This is a genomic window from Phycicoccus sp. Soil803 (assembly GCF_001429685.1).
In the GTDB taxonomy this organism is placed as follows: domain Bacteria; phylum Actinomycetota; class Actinomycetes; order Actinomycetales; family Dermatophilaceae; genus Pedococcus.
The window spans coordinates 2,626,194-2,643,318 of sequence record NZ_LMST01000001.1 but is presented as its reverse complement, the minus strand read 5'-3'; the positions used below and the strand labels follow the sequence as shown (position 1 = coordinate 2,643,318).

Below are 17,125 nucleotides of genomic sequence, written 5' to 3'. Positions count from 1 at the left end.
CCGGTCACGGCCGGTGGCAATGCGGTCTCGGTGCTGGGGGACTCGTCGTCCTCGGGTTCGACCGCGACCGCCCCCTCAGGTGGCACCGCTGGTTCGGCTGGCGGTGCCGGTGACACGACCTCGGGTGCGGACTCGGCGGCCGGTGGCAACCAGGTCACCGCTCCGGTGACCGCACCGGTCACGGCCGGTGGCAACAGCGTGTCGGTGCTGGGGGACTCGTCGTCCTCGGGTTCGACCGCGACCGCCCCTTCGGGCGGTTCTGCTGGCGGTGCGGGTGACTCGACGTCGGGTGAAGGCTCGGCGGCCGGTGGCAACCAGGTCACCGCCCCGGTGACCGCACCGGTGACGGCCGGTGGCAATGCGGTCTCGGTCTTCGGGGACGCCACCACCACGGGAGCCGCCACCGGACCCGACCCGGCCACGCCTCCCGGCGACGATCCGAGCGACCCGACGACGCCCACCACGCCCACCACGCCTGGTGACGGCGCCGACGGATCGGCGGGCCAGCCCTCGGGCGACACCGGGAGCGGGTCGAGCAGCGCCAACCCCGCAGCCTCGGCTCTTCCAGCCCTCGGAGCACCCACTGCGGCGGCCGCGCTGGCGATGACCGGAGGCGTCCCGTGGCAGCTCCTGCTGCTCGCCGGACTCCTGCTCCTCGCCGGAGCAGGCACCCGGGTCACCGCGCGGAGGTTCGCCGACGTGAGCTGACCCGGCAGGGGAGGACGGACGGTGAAGCAGCCCGCCGTCCGTCCTTCCCCCGTGCCCGCGGGCCGTCCCGAGGCTCACTCTCGGCGACTCCTTGATGGGATGCCCACACCGGGGTGGGGCCTACCCATCAAAGATCCCGCGGCGGTGCGCGACACCCCGTCGGTGCCCTATGATCGAACACATGTTCGAATCGCTGGAGGGCTCCCGTCGGTCGTCCAGCACGGCCGGCGATGTCTGCTTCGGCTCGCCGGCCGGGTGAGGCTGGGGGACGCCTCGCGGGTCCGTCGCCGACGAGACCTGCGAGCCCTGCGGTGCCTCCGGGCTGGCCTCCGCTGGTGCCGCCGCCGGAGTCGCACGGCTGGCAGGTGCCCGCCGTCTCGTGGCTGCTCGACTTCTGTCCCTCCGAGTACCGCCTGTATGCCGGGTGGCGACGGCAGCCGGTCGCGTTGGCCTGGATCACGACCCGGCACATCGACGCGCAGGTGGTCGCGATGCGGCAGGCCTACCGTGAGGTGCGCGTCGAGCTCGGCGACCACCTCACCAGCGAGGGGCTGGCCCAGGTGCTGGCCGACCTCGAGACCGAGGGGGTGCGGTTGCTCGCGGCGCGACGCAGTGCTGGTCTGGTCTACGACGCGCTGCAGGGCAAGCGCTACGTGCCCAGGTTGTGAGTCCCCGCCACGAACCATGCCGCCCCCCGCACCAGGCTGTCCACGCGCGGTGCCGCCCCGCGCGCAAAGCGACCACCCCACGCACGGTGCCGCCCGCGCGCAGTGCGCCGCCGCGCCCGGTGGGGCACGGCGGCATACCGAACGGCGTCAGCCCTTCTCGGCGCCCTCGTTGGCGCCCGACACGAAGTAGCGCTGGAAGGCGAAGAACAGCGCCGCGACCGGGATCGTCGTCAGGAGCGCGGCGCCGAGCTTGAGCGGGTACTGCGAGCCGGCACCCAGGTCGCCGCTGGCCAGGCTGGCCAAGCCGGTCACGAGGGTCTTCAGCTCCGGGCTCTGCGTGGTGACCAGGAAGTGGGTGAACTCGTTCCAGGAGCCTTGGAACGACAGGATCGTCAGGGTGATCAGGGCTGGGCGGGCCATCGGCAGCACCACCGACCAGAAGGTCCGGAACACGCCGGCCCCGTCGATCCGCGCAGCCTCCTCGATCGACACCGGGACCGAGTCGAAGAACTGCTTCATGATGAAGACCCCGGCAGCGTCGACGACCAGCGGCAGGACCATCGCGGTGTAGCTGTCGTAGATCCCGAGGTAGTTCACCATGAGGAACTTCGGGATCAGGAGCGCGACGCCCGGCACGCTCATCACGGCGAGCACGGTGGAGAAGAGGAACCCGCGGCCGCGAAACCTCAGGCGGGACAACGCATATCCGGCCATGCTGTCGAGGAAGACCCGAGCGGCCGTGATGACGACGGTGACGACGACCGAGTTGGTGAGCCATCGCATGATGGGGAGCGAGGTGTCCCCACCGATACCGAAGATCCGCTTCCAGGTCGAGAGGTCGAGCGGGTTGGGGACCAGGCTCAGCGGGTTGTCGGTGGCACTCGCGTTGGACTTGAACGACGTCGCGGTCTGGATGAGGAACGGGTAGAGGTAGATGACCGCGAAGGCCACGAGGATGACGTAGAAGAGCGTCAGCTTCCAACCCTTGGTCCGCTGGTTCACCTCACACCTCCGGTGCCGGTGCCCTGGGTCGCGACGCCGACGGCAGCTGCCCGCCCGAAGCGTCGCCTCGGCTTGACGTCCTTGTCCCGCATGAGCCACCGCTGGAAGGCGGTCAGCACGACGATGAGGACGAAGACGATGAACGACATCGCCGCGCCACTGCCGTACTGGAGGCTGGTGAAGGACTGCTTGTAGGACAGGTAGGCCGGGGTCAGCGTGGTGTTGGCGGGAGCACCCTTGCCCATGACGTAGATCTGGTCGAAGAGCTGCCAGGTGCCGATCAGCCCGAGCGTGGTCACGAGGAAGAACGCCGGCTTGAGCATGGGGATGGTGACGTGGCGGAGCTTCTGCCAGCCGGTGGCGCCGTCGAGCATGGCGGCCTCCTCGACCTCGACCGGCACGTCCTGCAGGGCCGCCAGGAACATCAGCATGAAGGTGCCGGTGGTGGTCCAGACCGCCAGGATGATGACGACGCACATGGCGACCGAGGGCCCGGCGAACCAGTCCCAGACCGAGCGGCCGAGGACCAGGCCCTGGCCCCACCCGGGGTTGTCACCCGCGCCGAACCAGCCCAGCACGATGTGGAAGAGCCCGCGCGAGTCGCTGAACCAGGCCGGCCCCTTGATGCCCACGGCGCTGAGGACCGCGTTCACCGCGCCCGAGTTGGCGAAGAGGAACAGGAACACCACGCTGATCGCGATCGAGCTCGTGACCGAAGGGAAGTAGAACGCGGTGCGGAAGAAGCCCTTCCCTTTGAGGAAACGGTTGCTGACGATCAGCGCCAGGAAGAACGACACCGCCGTCTGGAGCGGCACGACGAACAGCACGTACCAGAAGTTGTTGTTGAGGGACTGCATGAAGTTGGCGCGCTTGAGGCCGTCCTGGGTGAACAGGGACGTGTAGTTGCTGGTCCCCACCCACTCGGCGTTGGCGCCGCCGTTGAAGGGCGAGCCGTTGCCGTTCCAGTTGGTGAAGCTGACGTAGAGGGCCATCACGATCGGGATGAACAGGAACAGCCCGAGGATGATCATCATGGGCGCGGTGAACAACCAGCCTGCGACGGCCTCGCCGCCGCGGATCCCGCCGCCGGCCTTGGCGCGGCGGCGGGATCCGGGGATGACGGTCATGCTCACTGACCCTTGAGGGCCGCGTCGCCGTTCTTCTGCAGGCTGGACAGGATCGTCTTCGGGTCCTTGCTCGCCAGCTGCTCGAGGTCGGTGTTGAAGGCGGCCATCACCGGGTCGAAGCCCGGCACGTTCACCGGACCGGTGCCGTAGGCACCACCGGCGGAGAACGCGGCGTCGTCAGGGAAGGCGGCGGCATACTGCGTCGAGCCCTCCTTGGTGGACGGCATGACACCGAACGCCTTGGCGAACTCCATCTGCTGGTCGACCGAGGTCAGCGACTTCACGAGGTCGACCGCGGCGGCCTGGTTCTTCGACTTGGCGGCGATGCCCCAGCAGTTGCTGAACAGCAGCGTGCCCTTGCCGGCCGGACCAGCCGGCAGCTCGACGACCTTGGCCTTGATGTCGGGGAAGTCGTTCTTCAGCGCGCCGCGGATCCAGTTGCCCTCGATGGTCATCGCGGCCTTGCCCTTGCCCAGCGCCTCGCCACCCCAGCCGGCGTCGACCTGCTTGGCGTACTTCATCGAGCCGGCCTTGAGCAGCTTCTGCGCCTCGGTGAGCCCGGCGACGTTCTCCGGGGAGTCGGCCGTCACGGTCTTGCCGTCGGGGCTGACGACCCAGCCGCCGGCCTGACGCATGAAGACCCCGAGCCGGGCCCACTCGCCACTGACGACGAGGCCGGTGACCTTGCCGCTCGTGAGCTTCTTGGCCACGGTCTCCAGACCTGACCAGTCCTTGGGGATGTCGGCGTCGGTCAGGCCGGCCTTGGTCCACATCTCGGTGTTGATGACCAGGGCGAGCGTCGAGAAGTCCTTCGGCGCGCACTGGAGCTTGCCGTCGTAGGTGTAGGTCTGCACGAGGCTGTCGAGGTAGCCCGCGTCCTTGACCTGGTCGCCGTAGGCGTAGAGGTTGCCCGCCTTGGCGAAGTCGCCGATGCGGCCGGCGTCGGCGTAGAAGATGTCCGGGGGAGTGCCGCCGGCGAAGCCCTGACCGAGCTGCTGGTTGAGGTCGGAGGCGACGACGACCTCAGCGGTGTTGCCGGTCTTCTTGGCCCAGGTGTCAGCGGCCGCCTTGACGGCCGCGGTCTCGGCGTCGCCGGACGTGCCGATCAGGATCTGCAGCTTCGCCGGGCCGGACGACTGCTGCGGTTTGGCGCCTTCGTCGAAGCCGCCGCCACCGCAGGCGGTCAGCGCCAGCGATGTCGTGGCCGCGACGACCAGGGCCAGGGTGGTGTTGCGCCTCATGGATGCTCCTCGGGGATGGGTTTGCCGTCCGCAGGGATGTCGGACGACCTGGGTGACTCAGGGTCAGGGGGTGGGTCGGGGTGCAGGGGTCGGAGGGGGTGCTGGGGTGTCGCCCGCGCGGGAGGTGCTCTCGCGGACCGTGAGCGTCGGGGCCAGCAAGGCGGTCAGGGACAGGTCGGTGCCCTTCTCATGGACGATCCGCCAGGCTTCAGCGGCCGCCTGCTGGAGCGGCTGGCGCAGGCTGCTCAGCTGCAGGGCCTCCGCGACGTCGCTGTCGTCGAACCCCACCACGCCGATGTCGCGGCCGGGCTCGAGGCCGCGGTTGCGGACCGCCCGCAGCGCGCCGAGGGCCAGCAGGTCGGACGCGCAGAGGATGGCGCTGTCCGGCCCGAGCCGCGCCAGCAACCGGTCAGCAGCCGCGGTCGCGGCGGCCAGGTCCTGCACCGCCTCCTCGGCGATGGGGTCGTCCGCCAGACCGGCGTCGGCGAGGCCGGCCAGCCAGCCTCGGCGTCGGTCGTCGCCGACGGGGGAGCCGTCCGGCCACCCGAGGTAGGCGACCGAGGTGTAGCCCTGCCCGAGCAGGTGCTCGACTGCGAGTTCCATGCCGGCGCGTCCGTCGACGTCGACCCACCGACCCATGTGGGGTTCGTCCCAGATCCGGCCGAAGGTCACGAAGGGCACGTCGTTCTGGAGCAACCAGGCGGGCCGGGGGTCGTCGTGCCGGGTGTCACCCAGCACGAACCCGTCGACCAGCCCGGTGGAGAGGATCTGGTCGTAGCCCGCGAGCAGGCTGGTCAGGTCGGGGGCGAAGGTGACCAGGTGGCAGCTGTGGTCGGGGGCCGCCACGGTCAGCTCGACGAGGAAGCCGTCGAGGATGTGGCCCATCTTGCCGGCGCCCGAGGGGTTCACCTCGAACCCGTAGGCGGAGGCCTTGCGCCGCCGCAGCTGCTGCGCCGCCGCGTTGGGGGTGAACCCGAGGCGCTCGATCTCGCGGTGGACCCGCACGAGCGTGGCGGGCGCGACCCGCTGGGGGTAGTTGAGGGCGTTGCTGACGGTCTGGCGGGACACTCCGGCCGCGGTGGCGACGTCGACGATCGTCGCTCGTCCGCGGGACTGCTCAGGTCCACTTGCCACAACCGCTCCCTTGCGCTGTGATCGACCGACGGCTTGGGTGAAGATGCCCTATTTGAACGATCCAACTAGGCTGAATATGGCCCACGGCGGGCCGGCAGTCAAGAGATCATGGCCACCACCCTTGAGGAATGCCCTGAGGGAAGCCTTGAGGGAAGCCTTGAGGGAAGCCCTGAGGGAAGCCCTGAGGGAAGCCTTGAGGAATCTCCTGATGGAAGCCCCTGATGGACCCAGTGCTGAACCGGGAAGCGAGGCCCGCGTGACCACCGAGCAGAGCCCACGTCAACCGTGGCTGCACGACCTGCGGATCATCGTCGACGGCAACGCGACGGCCCTGTCCGCGACCACGGGTGACGTGAGCCCTGGAGCCGGTCACGGGCTCTTCGTCGACGACGTGCGCCTCCTGTCCAGGCTCGAGCTGACCGTCTCGGGCGAGACGCCCAGCGCGATCGCCTCGGAGGCCGGTGGTGCCACGGCGGAGTTCTTCGGCGCGGCTCGCGGGCTGGGCGACGAGGGGCCCGACCCGACCGTCGAGGTCCGCCGGGTGCGCACCCTGGAGGGAGCCACCCTGCACGAGGACGTGACGGTGACCTCGCGCGCTGCCCGCACCGTCCGCGCGACCTTGCGGCTCGAGCTCGGGTCCGACGGCCTGGCCATCGCCCGGGTGAAGTACGGCACCTTCGACGCTCCGTCGGTGGCGCCCGAGCTGACCGACGGGGTCCTGACGTTCACCACTGAACGGCACAGCACGCGCGTCGACTTCGACCCCGCGCCGACCCGACTCGAGGTCGCGACGGATCGCGCCGTCGTCAGCCATGACGTCGTCGTGGAGCCCGGCGAGAGCCAGACCCTGAGGGTGACCGTCAGGGCCTCCCGGACGGCAGCCTCGGAGTTCGACGCCGACCCGGGCGGCGCCGCCGTCACGTGGGGCGACATCCGCGTCACGTCCGACGAGCCGCGTCTCGCGCCCCTCGTCGCCCAGTCCACGGACGACCTGCGGCACCTCCTGCTCCGCGACCCCCTCGAGCCGGCCGACGTCTTCGCCGCAGCCGGATCTCCTTGGTACCTCACGCTTTTCGGTCGGGACTCGATCTGGGCGGCGCGGATGATGCTGCCCTTCGGCACCGAGCTCGCAGGCGGCACGCTTCGCGCACTGGCCCGTCGTCAGGGCACGCGACACGACGCCGACTCGGCCGAGCAGCCCGGCAAGATCGCCCACGAGGTGCGCCGCACGGCATACACGGGGTCGCCGCGGAAGGGAGACCTGGCGCTCCCGCCGCTCTACTACGGCACCGTCGACGCCACAGCCCTGTGGGTGACTCTGCTGGTCGAGGCCTGGCGCTGGGGGCTGCCGGAGGCCGAGGTCCGCGTGCTGCTCCCCAACCTGCGCGCGGCCGTGGCCTGGCTCACCTCGGACGGCCAGCCGGACGACGACGGCTTCCTCAAGTACCTCGACACCACGGGCCACGGCCTCGCCAACCAGGGCTGGAAGGACTCCGGCGACTCGATGCGCATGCGCGACGGCAGCGTCGCTGCCGCGCCGATCGCCCTCGTCGAGGCGCAGGCGTATGCCGTGGAGGCACTGCTCGGGGCCGCTGACCTCCTCGACGCGCTGGGTGAGGACGGAGCGGACACTGCACGGGTGGAGGCCGGGGCGTTGCGGGAGCGCGTGCGGCGGGCGTTCTGGGTCGAGGGCGGTGCGGGCCGCTACCTCGCGATGGCGCTCGACGGGTCGGGCAAACCCGTGGACGGGCTGGGCTCCAACATGGGGCACGCGCTCGGTACCGGCACGCTGGACGCCGCGGAGGCCGCCGCGGTCGGGGAGACGGTGACGGGTGACGAGCTGCTCGACACCTTCGGCGTGCGCACCCTCGGCACCGGCAACGGTGGGTTCAACCCGATCGGCTACCACACGGGGTCGGTCTGGACCCACGACACCGCCATCGTCGCGCTGGGGCTGGCCCGCGAAGGGCTGACCGGGGCGGCTGCCCGCGTGGCGCAGGCCCTCGTCGCGTCCGCCGAGGCGTTCGACTACCGCTGGCCCGAGCTCTACTCGGGGCTGCCCATGCTGGGTCGCCCCTCGCCCTACCCCGCCTCGTGCCGACCCCAGGCGTGGTCCGCGGCCTCGGCCGGTGCCATCCTCACGGTCGCACTCGGCCTGCGCGCCGACCTGCCCGGCGGCGTCCTGCACGTCGAGCCGGTCCTGCCCCTGCCGTTCGGCGCGCTCCGCGTCGACGGCCTGCGGCTGGGTGGCGTGCCCTTCACGGTGTCCGTCAGCCGCGACGGTGAGGTGGAGGTCACCGGGGTCCCGCAGGAGGTCCGGATCAGCCGGGGCGCATAGACTCGGGCGGTTCCCCTGCAGAGATGACAACCGGAAGGACGGCGTGCGTGGGAGTGCTCGAGACCATCACCGGCCCGGCCGACCTCAAGGCGCTGACGCCTGCCCAGCTGCCCGGGCTGGCCCAGGAGATCCGTGACTTCCTCGTCGAGTCCGTCTCCAAGACCGGCGGCCACCTCGGCCCCAACCTCGGGGTCGTCGAGCTGACCATCGCGCTGCACCGCGTCTTCGACAGCCCCCGGGACGCCATCGTCTTCGACACCGGCCACCAGTCCTACGTGCACAAGCTGCTCACCGGCCGGCACGACTTCAGCCAGCTCAAGAAGCAGGGCGGCCTGTCGGGCTACCCGAGCCGGGCCGAGTCCGAGCACGACGTGGTCGAGAACTCCCACGCCTCCACCGCCCTGTCCTGGGCCGACGGCATCGCCAAGGCCCGGCGACTGCGCGGTGAGAAGGGCCGGCACACCGTGGCGGTCATCGGCGACGGCGCACTCACCGGGGGCATGGCCTGGGAGGCGATCAACAACATCGCCGCCGACAAGGACCTGCCCCTGACCATCGTGGTCAACGACAACGAGCGGTCCTACGCCCCGACCATCGGCGGCCTGGCCGACCACCTCGCGACCCTGCGCACCACCCGTGGCTACGAGCGCTTCCTCGACTGGGGCAAGAACACCCTGAGCCGGACCCCCGTGGTCGGCGGAGCGATGTACGAGACGCTGCACGGGATGAAGAAGGGCATCAAGGACATCGTCGCGCCGCAGGGCATGTTCGAGGATCTCGGCCTGAAGTACCTCGGCCCGGTCGACGGCCACGACGAGCAGGCGGTCGAGGCGGCGCTGCGTCGCGCCAGGGCGTTCGGCGGGCCCGTGCTCGTCCACGTCATCACCGAGAAGGGCCGCGGCTACGACCCCGCCCGGCGGCACCAGGGCGACCAGTGGCACGCCATCGGCAAGTTCAACCCCGAGACCGGCCTGCCGTTCGAGGTGAGCGGCCGGATCTGGACCGACGAGTTCAACGACGAGATGGTCGCGATCGGCCGCGAGCGCGAGGACGTCGTCGCCCTCACCGCGGCGATGCTCATCCCGGTCGGCCTCGACGGCTTCGCCGCCGCGTACCCCGACCGCGTCTTCGACGTCGGGATCGCCGAGCAGCACGCCGTCACCATGGCCAGCGGCCTGGCGTATGCCGGCCTGCATCCGGTCGTCGCGGTCTACGCCACCTTCCTCAACCGGGCCTTCGACCAGCTGCTGATGGACTGCGCGCTGCACAAGGCGGGCGTCACCTTCGTCCTCGACCGGGCCGGCGTCACGGGGAGCGACGGCGCCTCGCACAACGGCATGTGGGACATGACGATCGCCTCGGTCGTCCCCGGCCTGCGGCTGGCCGCGCCCCGCGACGGCGACCAGGTCAAGCGCCAGCTGCGCGAGGCCATCGACGTCACCGACGGGCCGACCGTGATCCGTTTCCCCAAGGGTGATGTCGGGCCGGCCGTCGACGCCATCCGCCAGGACGGGGTCGTCGACGTGCTCCACGAGACCTCGACGGACCGGTGCGACCTGCTCCTCGTCGGGGTCGGTGCCTTCGCTGCCATGGCCGTCGACATCGCGGGCAAGCTCGAGGCGCAGGGACACTCGGTCACCGCCGTCGACCCGCGCTGGGTGCTGCCGGTCAGCGACGACCTCGTCGACATGGCTCGCCGCGCAGGTGCCGTCGCCGTGGTCGAGGACAACCTCGTCAGCGGGGGAGTCGGCGCCGCGGTGACCCTGGCCCTGCGCGAGGCCGAGGTCGACGTGCCGGTGCACGTGCACGGCATACCGAAGCGGTTCCTCGACCACGCGTCGCGGGGACAGGTGCTCGAGGAGGTCGGCCTCACCGCGGACGCGGTGGCTACCTCGTTGGCGACCCGCCTGCGCTGAGCCTGTTCACCTGCAGACGCATCAGGCGCAGCGCGAGCTGGAGCTCGAGCGCGTCGTCGGGGCGCTGCCAGTGCGGTCCGAGGAGCGCGGAGATCCGCTCCAGTCGCTGGCTCACGGTGTTGACGTGGACGTGCAGGTCGGTGGCCGCGTGCCGGGGGCTGCCGCCGGCGTCGAAGTAGGCCTGGAGGGTCTTGACCAGCTCGGAGCCGCGGCGGGCGTCGTAGTCGAGCAGGGGACCCAGGTGCTGGGCGACGTACCCACTGACGTCGGGTGCCGACCCGACGACCAGACCCGCGAAACCGAGGTGGCCCGCGCTGGCTCCGGTGCCTGCCAACCCGAGCGAAACGAGCGCGGAGACCGTGCGGACGGCTTCGCGCCACACGGCCGGCAGGTCGGCGCCGAGGGTGGTCGGACCGGCCGCGCCGACGGTCACGGTGGCGAGCCGGCTGAGCCGGCGGGCCAGCTCGGCAGCGGCTTCGTGCGGGTCCTGCGAGGGCAGGAGCGCGACCACGTGGCCGTCGTGCTCACCGACGACCGAGCCCTGCCCGGCTGCGGCGTGGGCGGCGAGGAGCAGGGTGCGGCGCGGGGTGTCGGGGTCGGCGTGGGCGACCAACACGGCGTGGGGAGCGGTGGGATCGATGCCCTGCGCCCGCGCCCGCGTGGCCAGCGACGTCGGGTCGCCGCGACCGCTGACCAGGTCGGCCACGAGGTCGGTGCGGACCCGTTGCTCGGCCTCGGCCGCGGTGCGTTCGAAGAGCAGCACGAGCGCCGTCACCACCGACGCCCGCTCGACGGTGCGCCGGTCGGCGTCGTCGAGGATGCCCACGCCCCCGAGGACGAGGGTGCCGAGCGGGGTCTGGGGGGCCTTCACGCCGATCGCCCACTGGTCCGTGCCGGGGTCGTGGGCGAGCCGTCCGGTGCTGTCCGTCTCGCGGACGGCGCGCGACCGGGCCAGCGCACCGGCGTTGCCGTCGTCCGGCAGCGGGGCCGACCCGTGGGTGCTGAGCAGCTCGCCCTCCGAGCTCAACAGCACCACCCAGCCCCCGAGCAGGTCGCCCAGTGCCTTGGTGATGTCGTCGACCCCTCCACCCGCGAGCACCAGCTCGGCGAACCGGTCGTGGGCAGCGGCGGCGCGCTCCACCCCGGCCGTGTGGCGTCGGACCTCCTCGGCGCTGCGGGTCTGCACGATCGACACCGCGGCCAGCGCCGCGAGCGAGCCCAGCAGGGCCACCTGGTCGGGGGAGAAGGGGCGCGGGGAGCGGTTGGCCGCGAACAGCACGCCCACGAACTCGTCCTCGACGAGCAGCGGCGTGCCGCAGATCGACACCAGACCCTCGTCCCCGACGGCGCTGTCGATGGTGCCGGTGTGCTGGAAGCGGTGGTCGTGGAGGTAGTCGGCGCTCCAGTAGGGCTTGCGCGTCGAGGCCACCAGCCCGCCCAGGCCGTCGCCGAGCGACAGCCGCACCTCCTGGAACTCGGCGCTCACGGAGCCGTCGGTCGCGCGCATGAAGGTGTCGCCCGCCTCGGGGTCGAACAGCGTGAGGTAGGAGACGTCCGTCCCCAGCAGCGCCCTGGCCCGGCGGACGATCGCCTCGAGGATGCCGCTGGGGTCACGCATCGCAGCCAGGTCACGAGCTGTCTCGACGAGGCCGGTGAGCTCGGCCTCCCGGCGACGCCGCGAGTCGAACGCAGCGCGCACCCGCAAGGCCAGCTCGCGGGCCTCGTCGGCGGCCTGGGCCGCAGCGGCGTCGTCGGTCGCGGCGGTGCCGGGCACCACCGCCTCGAGCTCGGCCGCCGGAGCACCCTGCGCGAGCAGGCGCAGCAGCGTCATCGCGGGGGAGTCGTCGTGGGCGTCCATCGAGTCGGATCCTAGGCGGCGGACCCGCTCAGTGGGCGGTCCAGCCGCCGTCCATCGAGAACGACGAACCAGACACGGAGTCCGCCGCCGGGCTGCACAGGAACGCCACCAGCTCGGCCACCTCGTCCGGCTCGACCAGCCGCTTGAGGGCCACCGGCGCCAACATGACCCGGTCGACGACCTCGTCCTCGGAGATGCCGTGGGTGCGGGCCTGGTCGCTGATCTGCTGCTCGACCAACGGCGTCCGCACGTAGGCCGGGTTGACGCAGTTGCTCGTGACCCCGTGCTCGCCACCCTCGAGCGCGGTCACCTTCGACAGGCCCTCGAGCCCGTGCTTGGCGGAGACGTAGGCGGCCTTGTAGGCGCTGGCCCGCAGCCCGTGGACGCTCGAGACGTTGACGACCCGGCCCCAGCCCTGGTCGTACATGTGGGGCAGGACGCGTCGGGTCAGCCGGAACGGCGAGGTCAGCATGAGCCGGATGATCAGGTCCCAGGTCTCCACCGGGAACTCGTGCAGCGGGCTGACGTGCTGGATCCCGGCGTTGTTGACCAGGATGTCGACGGTGCCCGGCAGGGCGTCGACCGCGTCGAGGTCGGCCAGGTCCACCGCGAGCGCCTCGACCGCGCCGACCCCGTCGAACCGGGAGAGGCCCTCGGCGTCGCGGTCCACGGCATACACGCTCGCCTTGGCGGCGACCAGCCGCTCGACGCAGGCGGCCCCGATGCCGCTGGCGGCCCCGGTCACCAACGCGCTCCGTCCGGACAGGTCGAGCAGCGTCGGCGTCATCGGCATGCGGCGAGACTAGGTGCGGCGCGAGCACCCGAGCATGTGGTGCCAGCCCACAGTTCGCCGCCGACCTGTGGTGCGTCGGGACCCCCTCGGGCGGGCGCCGTGTGGGGCGGTGTCGGGGGTGGTGTCGGGGGTGGTGCCTAGCGTCGTGGCCATGGACCTGGAGGAGAGCACGGTCGTGGTCACCGGGGGCGCGACGGGGTTGGGCGAGCACCTGGTGCGGTCGTTCGCCGACTGCGGCGCCCGCGTGGTCATCGCCGACCGCGACGCGGCGGCGGCACAGCTGCTCGCCCGTTCGGTCCGCGAGCGTGGCGGGTCGGCCAGCGCCTGCCGGTGCGACGTCACCGTGGAGCGTGACCTGCAGGCGCTCCTGGCCCTGGCTGGGGACTTCGGCGGTGTCGACGTCCTGGTCAACAACGCGGGTGGCTGGGGGACAGCGGCCCACCAGTACCCGGACGCAGCGTTCGAGGAGTGGAGCCAGGTCCTCGACCTCAACCTGCGGGCTCCGATGCGCCTGCTCCAGCTCAGTCTGGACGGGATGCGCCGGCGCCGCCGGGGCGCCGTCGTCAATGTGGCCTCCAGCGCGGGGGTGGCGTCGTCCGCCTACGGCAGCCCTCCGTATGCCGTGGCGAAGGCCGGCCTCATCCGCCTCACTACCGCGCTGGCCGGGTTGCAGGCCGAGGGGGTCCGAGTCACCTGTGTCGTGCCGGGGTGGATCGGGCTACCGAGGGCACACACCGAGCGAGCGGCCCTCGACCCTGCCGAGCAGGCCAGGGTGCCCGCGCTCGTGCCGCCCCACCTGGTCGCCGGCGAGGTCGTGCGCCTCGTCCGGGAGGACGTCACGGCCGGCACCGTGGTCGAGCTGCTCGACGGCACCGATCGCCGGGTCGTCCCACCCGCACAGTGACCTGCTGACCTGCTGGTGGCCGGCACACCGTCGCTCCGGTATGCCGGCCACCGGCCCTTGCTGGGACCCTCGCCTAGGCGGGGACGCTCGCGGCGCCCGGCGGCAGGAAGCGCCGCCCGGTCACCTTCTCGGCCACGCCTGCACGGTCGAGCAGGGGAGTGAGGCCGCCGTTCCAGAACTGGAACCCGGCACCGGTGATCATGGCCAGGTCGAGGTCCATCGGCGCAGCGACCACGCCCTCGTCGAGCATCCGGCGCGCCTCGTCGGCGAGCACGCCCAGCACCCGCTCACGGACCTCCTCGGTGGACAGCACCACCGGGTCGGCCGGCTTGTCGAAGAGCGCCTCGACCTCGGGGTCGACGACCGGCTTGCCCTCGGGCCAGGTGTAGATGGCCGACTTCTTCGCCGCGACGACCTTGCGCAGGTTCTCGGACACGTAGAAGCGGTCGGGGAACGCCTTGGCCAGGGTCTCGTTGTTGTGCAGCGCGATGGCCGGACCGACCAGGCCGAGGAGGATGAACGGCGGCATCGGGGCGAGCCCGGCGAACGCGCGGTCAGCGACCTCGATCGGCGTGCCCTCGTCGACGACCTTGGCGACCTCGCCCATGAACCGGCCGAGCAGGCGGTTCACGATGAACGACGGGCTGTCCTTGACGAGGATGGTGGTCTTCTTCAGGCCCTTGCCGGTGGCGAACGCTGTGGCCAGGGTGGCGTCGTCGGTCTGCTCGCCCTTGATGATCTCGAGCAGCGGCATGACGGCGACCGGGTTGAAGAAGTGGAACCCGACGACCCGCTCGGGGTGGGCCAGCCCGGAGGCCATCTCGGTGATCGACAGCGACGAGGTGTTGGTCGCGAGGACGCACTCGGGGCTGACGATCGCCTCGACCTCGGACCACACCTGCTGCTTGACCGACATCTCCTCGAAGACCGCCTCGATGACGAAGTCGGCGTCCGCGAAGCCGTCCTTGGACGTCGCGCCGGTGACCAGGCCCTTGAGCCGGTTGGCCTTGTCGGAGCTGACCCGCTTCTTGCCGAGCAGCTTGTCGACCTCGCCGTGCACGTAGCCCACGCCCTTGGCGACCCGCTCCTCGTCGAGGTCGGTCATGACCACCGGCACCTCGAGCCGCTGGGCGAACAGCAGGGCGAGCTGGCTCGCCATGAGTCCGGCGCCCACGATGCCGACCTTGGTGACCTTGCGGGCCAGCGCCTTGTCGGGCGCGCCGGCCGGGCGCTTGGCGCGACGCTGCACGAGGTCGAACGAGTACAGCCCGGCCCGCAGCTCGTCACCCATGACGAGGTCCGCGAGCGCCTCGTCCTCGGCCGCGAAGGCCTCGTCTCGGGTGGCGGTGCGCGCCTGGCCGACGAGCTCCAGCGCGCGGTAGGGCGCGGGGGCCTGGCCACCGGTCTTGAGGTCGACCAGGCCCTTGGCGGCCTTGATGGCTGCAGTCCACTCGGCCTCGTCCGTCGAGACCGCAGGCCGCTCGACCGTGGTCTGCCCGGTCAGGACCGAGGCGGCCCAGAGCAGCGACTCCTCGAGGAAGTCGGCCGGCTCGAGCAGGACGTCGGCGAGGCCCAGCTCGAAGGCCTGCGGACCCTTGAGCATGCGGTTCATGTTCATCGGGTTCTCGATGATGACCTTGAGGGCGTTCGCCGGGCCGACCAGGTTGGGCAGCAGGTAGCAGCCGCCCCAGCCGGGGACCAGGCCGAGGAAGGTCTCCGGCAGCGCGAGCGCGGGCACCCCGGCCGAGATGGTGCGGTAGTCGGCGGACAGCGCGATCTCCACGCCGCCACCCATGGCCGCACCGTTGACGAACGCAAAGGTCGGCACGGGCAGGTCCATGATCGCCGCGAAAGCGGCGTGTCCCGCGCGAGCCACCTCGAGCGCCTGCTCGCGGTCCGCGGCCTGCGAGACTGCCTTGAGGTCGGCACCGACGGCGAAGATGAACGGCTTGCCGGTGATGCCGACGGCCTGGATCTCGCCCGCCTCGGCGCGCGCCCGCAGGGCGTCCACCGTGGTCTTGAGACCGGCGATGGTCTGCGGGCCGAAGGTGTTGGGCTTGGTGTGGTCGAAACCGTTGTCCAGCGTGACCAGGGCCAGCGTGCCGGCCTTGCCGGGGAGGGTGACGTCGCGCACCGGGGTGTGCGTCACGACCTCCTCGAACGCGGGGGCGGTGGTCGCGGCGGTGGTCGTGGCGGTGGTGTTCGTCGTGGCGTCGCTCATGCCGCGACCTCCTTGCCGTAGTCGGCGTGGTGGGGGTTCTCCCAGATCACGGCGGCACCCATCCCGATCCCGATGCACATCGCGGTCAGGCCGAAGCGCACCTCCGGGTGCTCCTCGAACTGGCGGGCGAGCTGGGTCATCAGCCGCACGCCGGACGACGCGAGCGGGTGGCCGATGGCGATCGCGCCGCCGTACTGGTTGACGCGGGGGTCGTCGTCGGCGATGTCGAAGTGCTCGAGGAAGGCGAGCACCTGCACCGCGAACGCCTCGTTCAGCTCGAACAGGCCGATGTCCTCGATCGACAGGCCGGCCTTGGCCAGGGCCTTCTCGGTGGCGGGGACGGGACCGATGCCCATCACCTCTGGCTCGACACCCACGAAGGCGAAGTCGACGAGCCGCATCTTCACCGGCAGGCCGAGCTCGCGGGCCGCCGTCTCCGACGCCAGGATGCAGGCGGTGGCACCGTCGTTGAGCCCGGCCGAGTTGCCGGCGCTGACGTTGCCGTGCGGGCGGAACGGCGTCTTGAGCGTGGCGAGGTCCGCCACCGTGGTGCCCGGGCGCGGGGGCTCGTCCTGGGTGGCCAGACCGTAGCCGAGCTCCTGGTGACGGGTGGCGACAGGCACGAGGTCGGGCTGGATCTGCTCGTTCGCGTAGGCCTTGGCGAGCTTGTCCTGCGACCCCACGGCATACGCGTCGCTGCGGTCCTTGGTGATCGACGGGTAGCGGTCGTGCAGGTTCTCCGCCGTCGAGCCCATGACCAGGGCGGACGGGTCGACCAGCTTCTCCGCGACGATCCGCGGGTTGGGGTCGACGCCCTCACCCATGGGGTGGCGGCCCATGTGCTCGACGCCACCGGCGATGGCGATGTCGATGGAGCCGAACGCGATCGAGCTCGCGGTGGTCGTCACGGCGGTCATCGCACCGGCGCACATCCGGTCGACCGAGTAGCCGGGGGTGGTCTTGGGCAGGCCCGACAGGAGGGCGGCCATGCGTCCGAGGGTGAGTCCCTGGTCGCCGATCTGCGTGGTGGCGGCGATGGCCACCTCCTCGACGCGCTCCGGGGGGAGCTCGGGGTGGCGGCGCATCAGCTCGCGGATGCAGCGGATGACGAGGTCGTCGGCGCGCGTCTGGGCGTACATGCCCTTGTCGCCGGCTTTGCCGAACGGTGTCCGGACACCGTCGACGAACACGACCTCATGAAGGGTGCGGGGCACG

The 17,125-nt window shown here is 71.4% G+C and carries 12 protein-coding genes and 1 pseudogene; 5 read left to right on the top strand and 8 right to left on the bottom strand.

Annotation, left to right across the window (positions count from 1 at the left end; genetic code table 11):
- Together ASG95_RS12135 and ASG95_RS12130 are read left to right on the top strand one after the other, a co-directional pair.
- Positions 1–708: pseudogene (locus tag ASG95_RS12135) on the top strand (hypothetical protein); the annotation flags it as partial.
- Positions 709–1,043: 335 nt separating this feature from the next.
- The gene (locus ASG95_RS12130; protein WP_057378884.1) at positions 1,044–1,376 is read left to right on the top strand and encodes a hypothetical protein; all 333 of its coding nucleotides are present in this window, start codon (positions 1,044–1,046) and stop codon (positions 1,374–1,376) included.
- A gap of 147 nt (positions 1,377–1,523) precedes the next feature.
- Here the strand turns inward: ASG95_RS12130 and ASG95_RS12125 are convergent, their stop codons facing one another.
- The 4 genes from ASG95_RS12125 to ASG95_RS12110 all read right to left on the bottom strand — a co-directional run bounded on the left by ASG95_RS12125 (position 1,524) and on the right by ASG95_RS12110 (position 5,880).
- Entirely contained in the window at positions 1,524–2,378 is an 855-nt protein-coding gene (locus tag ASG95_RS12125) for a carbohydrate ABC transporter permease (protein ID WP_056920817.1), read from the bottom strand.
- The gene (locus ASG95_RS12120) at positions 2,375–3,505 is read right to left on the bottom strand and encodes a carbohydrate ABC transporter permease (RefSeq protein ID WP_057377628.1); all 1,131 of its coding nucleotides are present in this window, start codon (positions 3,503–3,505) and stop codon (positions 2,375–2,377) included. The genes ASG95_RS12125 and ASG95_RS12120 overlap by 4 nt, the downstream gene beginning before the upstream one ends.
- Positions 3,506–3,507: 2 nt before the next feature.
- Positions 3,508–4,746 (bottom strand): extracellular solute-binding protein, encoded by a 1,239-nt coding sequence (locus ASG95_RS12115; protein ID WP_057377627.1) that lies wholly within the window; start codon positions 4,744–4,746, stop codon positions 3,508–3,510.
- 63 nt (positions 4,747–4,809) lie between these two features.
- On the bottom strand, positions 4,810–5,880 hold the full coding sequence (locus tag ASG95_RS12110) for a LacI family DNA-binding transcriptional regulator (RefSeq protein ID WP_057377626.1): 1,071 nt from the start codon (positions 5,878–5,880) through the stop codon (positions 4,810–4,812).
- A gap of 256 nt (positions 5,881–6,136) precedes the next feature.
- On the opposite strand from ASG95_RS12110, the gene ASG95_RS12105 reads away from it, so the two are divergent.
- Positions 6,137–8,218, top strand: a complete 2,082-nt coding sequence (locus ASG95_RS12105; protein WP_057377625.1) for a glycogen debranching N-terminal domain-containing protein — start codon at positions 6,137–6,139, stop codon at positions 8,216–8,218.
- Between the two features lie 47 nt (positions 8,219–8,265).
- Positions 8,266–10,134 (top strand): 1-deoxy-D-xylulose-5-phosphate synthase, encoded by a 1,869-nt coding sequence (dxs, locus tag ASG95_RS12100; RefSeq protein ID WP_057377624.1) that lies wholly within the window; start codon positions 8,266–8,268, stop codon positions 10,132–10,134.
- Here dxs and ASG95_RS12095 read toward each other — a convergent pair.
- Both ASG95_RS12095 and ASG95_RS12090 read right to left on the bottom strand, forming a co-directional pair.
- Positions 10,106–11,992 (bottom strand): helix-turn-helix domain-containing protein, encoded by a 1,887-nt coding sequence (locus tag ASG95_RS12095; protein ID WP_057377623.1) that lies wholly within the window; start codon positions 11,990–11,992, stop codon positions 10,106–10,108. The two genes, dxs and ASG95_RS12095, sit on opposite strands and share 29 nt — an antisense overlap.
- Before the next feature lie 28 nt (positions 11,993–12,020).
- Positions 12,021–12,785, bottom strand: a complete 765-nt coding sequence (locus tag ASG95_RS12090) for a 3-hydroxybutyrate dehydrogenase (RefSeq protein WP_056920824.1) — start codon at positions 12,783–12,785, stop codon at positions 12,021–12,023.
- 151 nt (positions 12,786–12,936) lie between these two features.
- Between ASG95_RS12090 and ASG95_RS12085 the strand changes: the two genes are divergently transcribed.
- Positions 12,937–13,689, top strand: coding sequence for an SDR family NAD(P)-dependent oxidoreductase (locus ASG95_RS12085; RefSeq protein ID WP_057377622.1), 753 nt, complete (start codon positions 12,937–12,939; stop codon positions 13,687–13,689).
- Positions 13,690–13,762: 73 nt separating this feature from the next.
- Here the strand turns inward: ASG95_RS12085 and ASG95_RS12080 are convergent, their stop codons facing one another.
- A complete protein-coding gene (locus tag ASG95_RS12080; RefSeq protein WP_057377621.1) occupies positions 13,763–15,910 on the bottom strand; it encodes a 3-hydroxyacyl-CoA dehydrogenase NAD-binding domain-containing protein in 2,148 nt (715 codons plus the stop codon).
- Positions 15,907–17,124, bottom strand: a complete 1,218-nt coding sequence (locus tag ASG95_RS12075) for a thiolase family protein (RefSeq protein WP_057377620.1) — start codon at positions 17,122–17,124, stop codon at positions 15,907–15,909. Before ASG95_RS12075 ends, ASG95_RS12080 begins: the two co-directional genes overlap by 4 nt.
- Position 17,125: the final 1 nt, after the last annotated feature.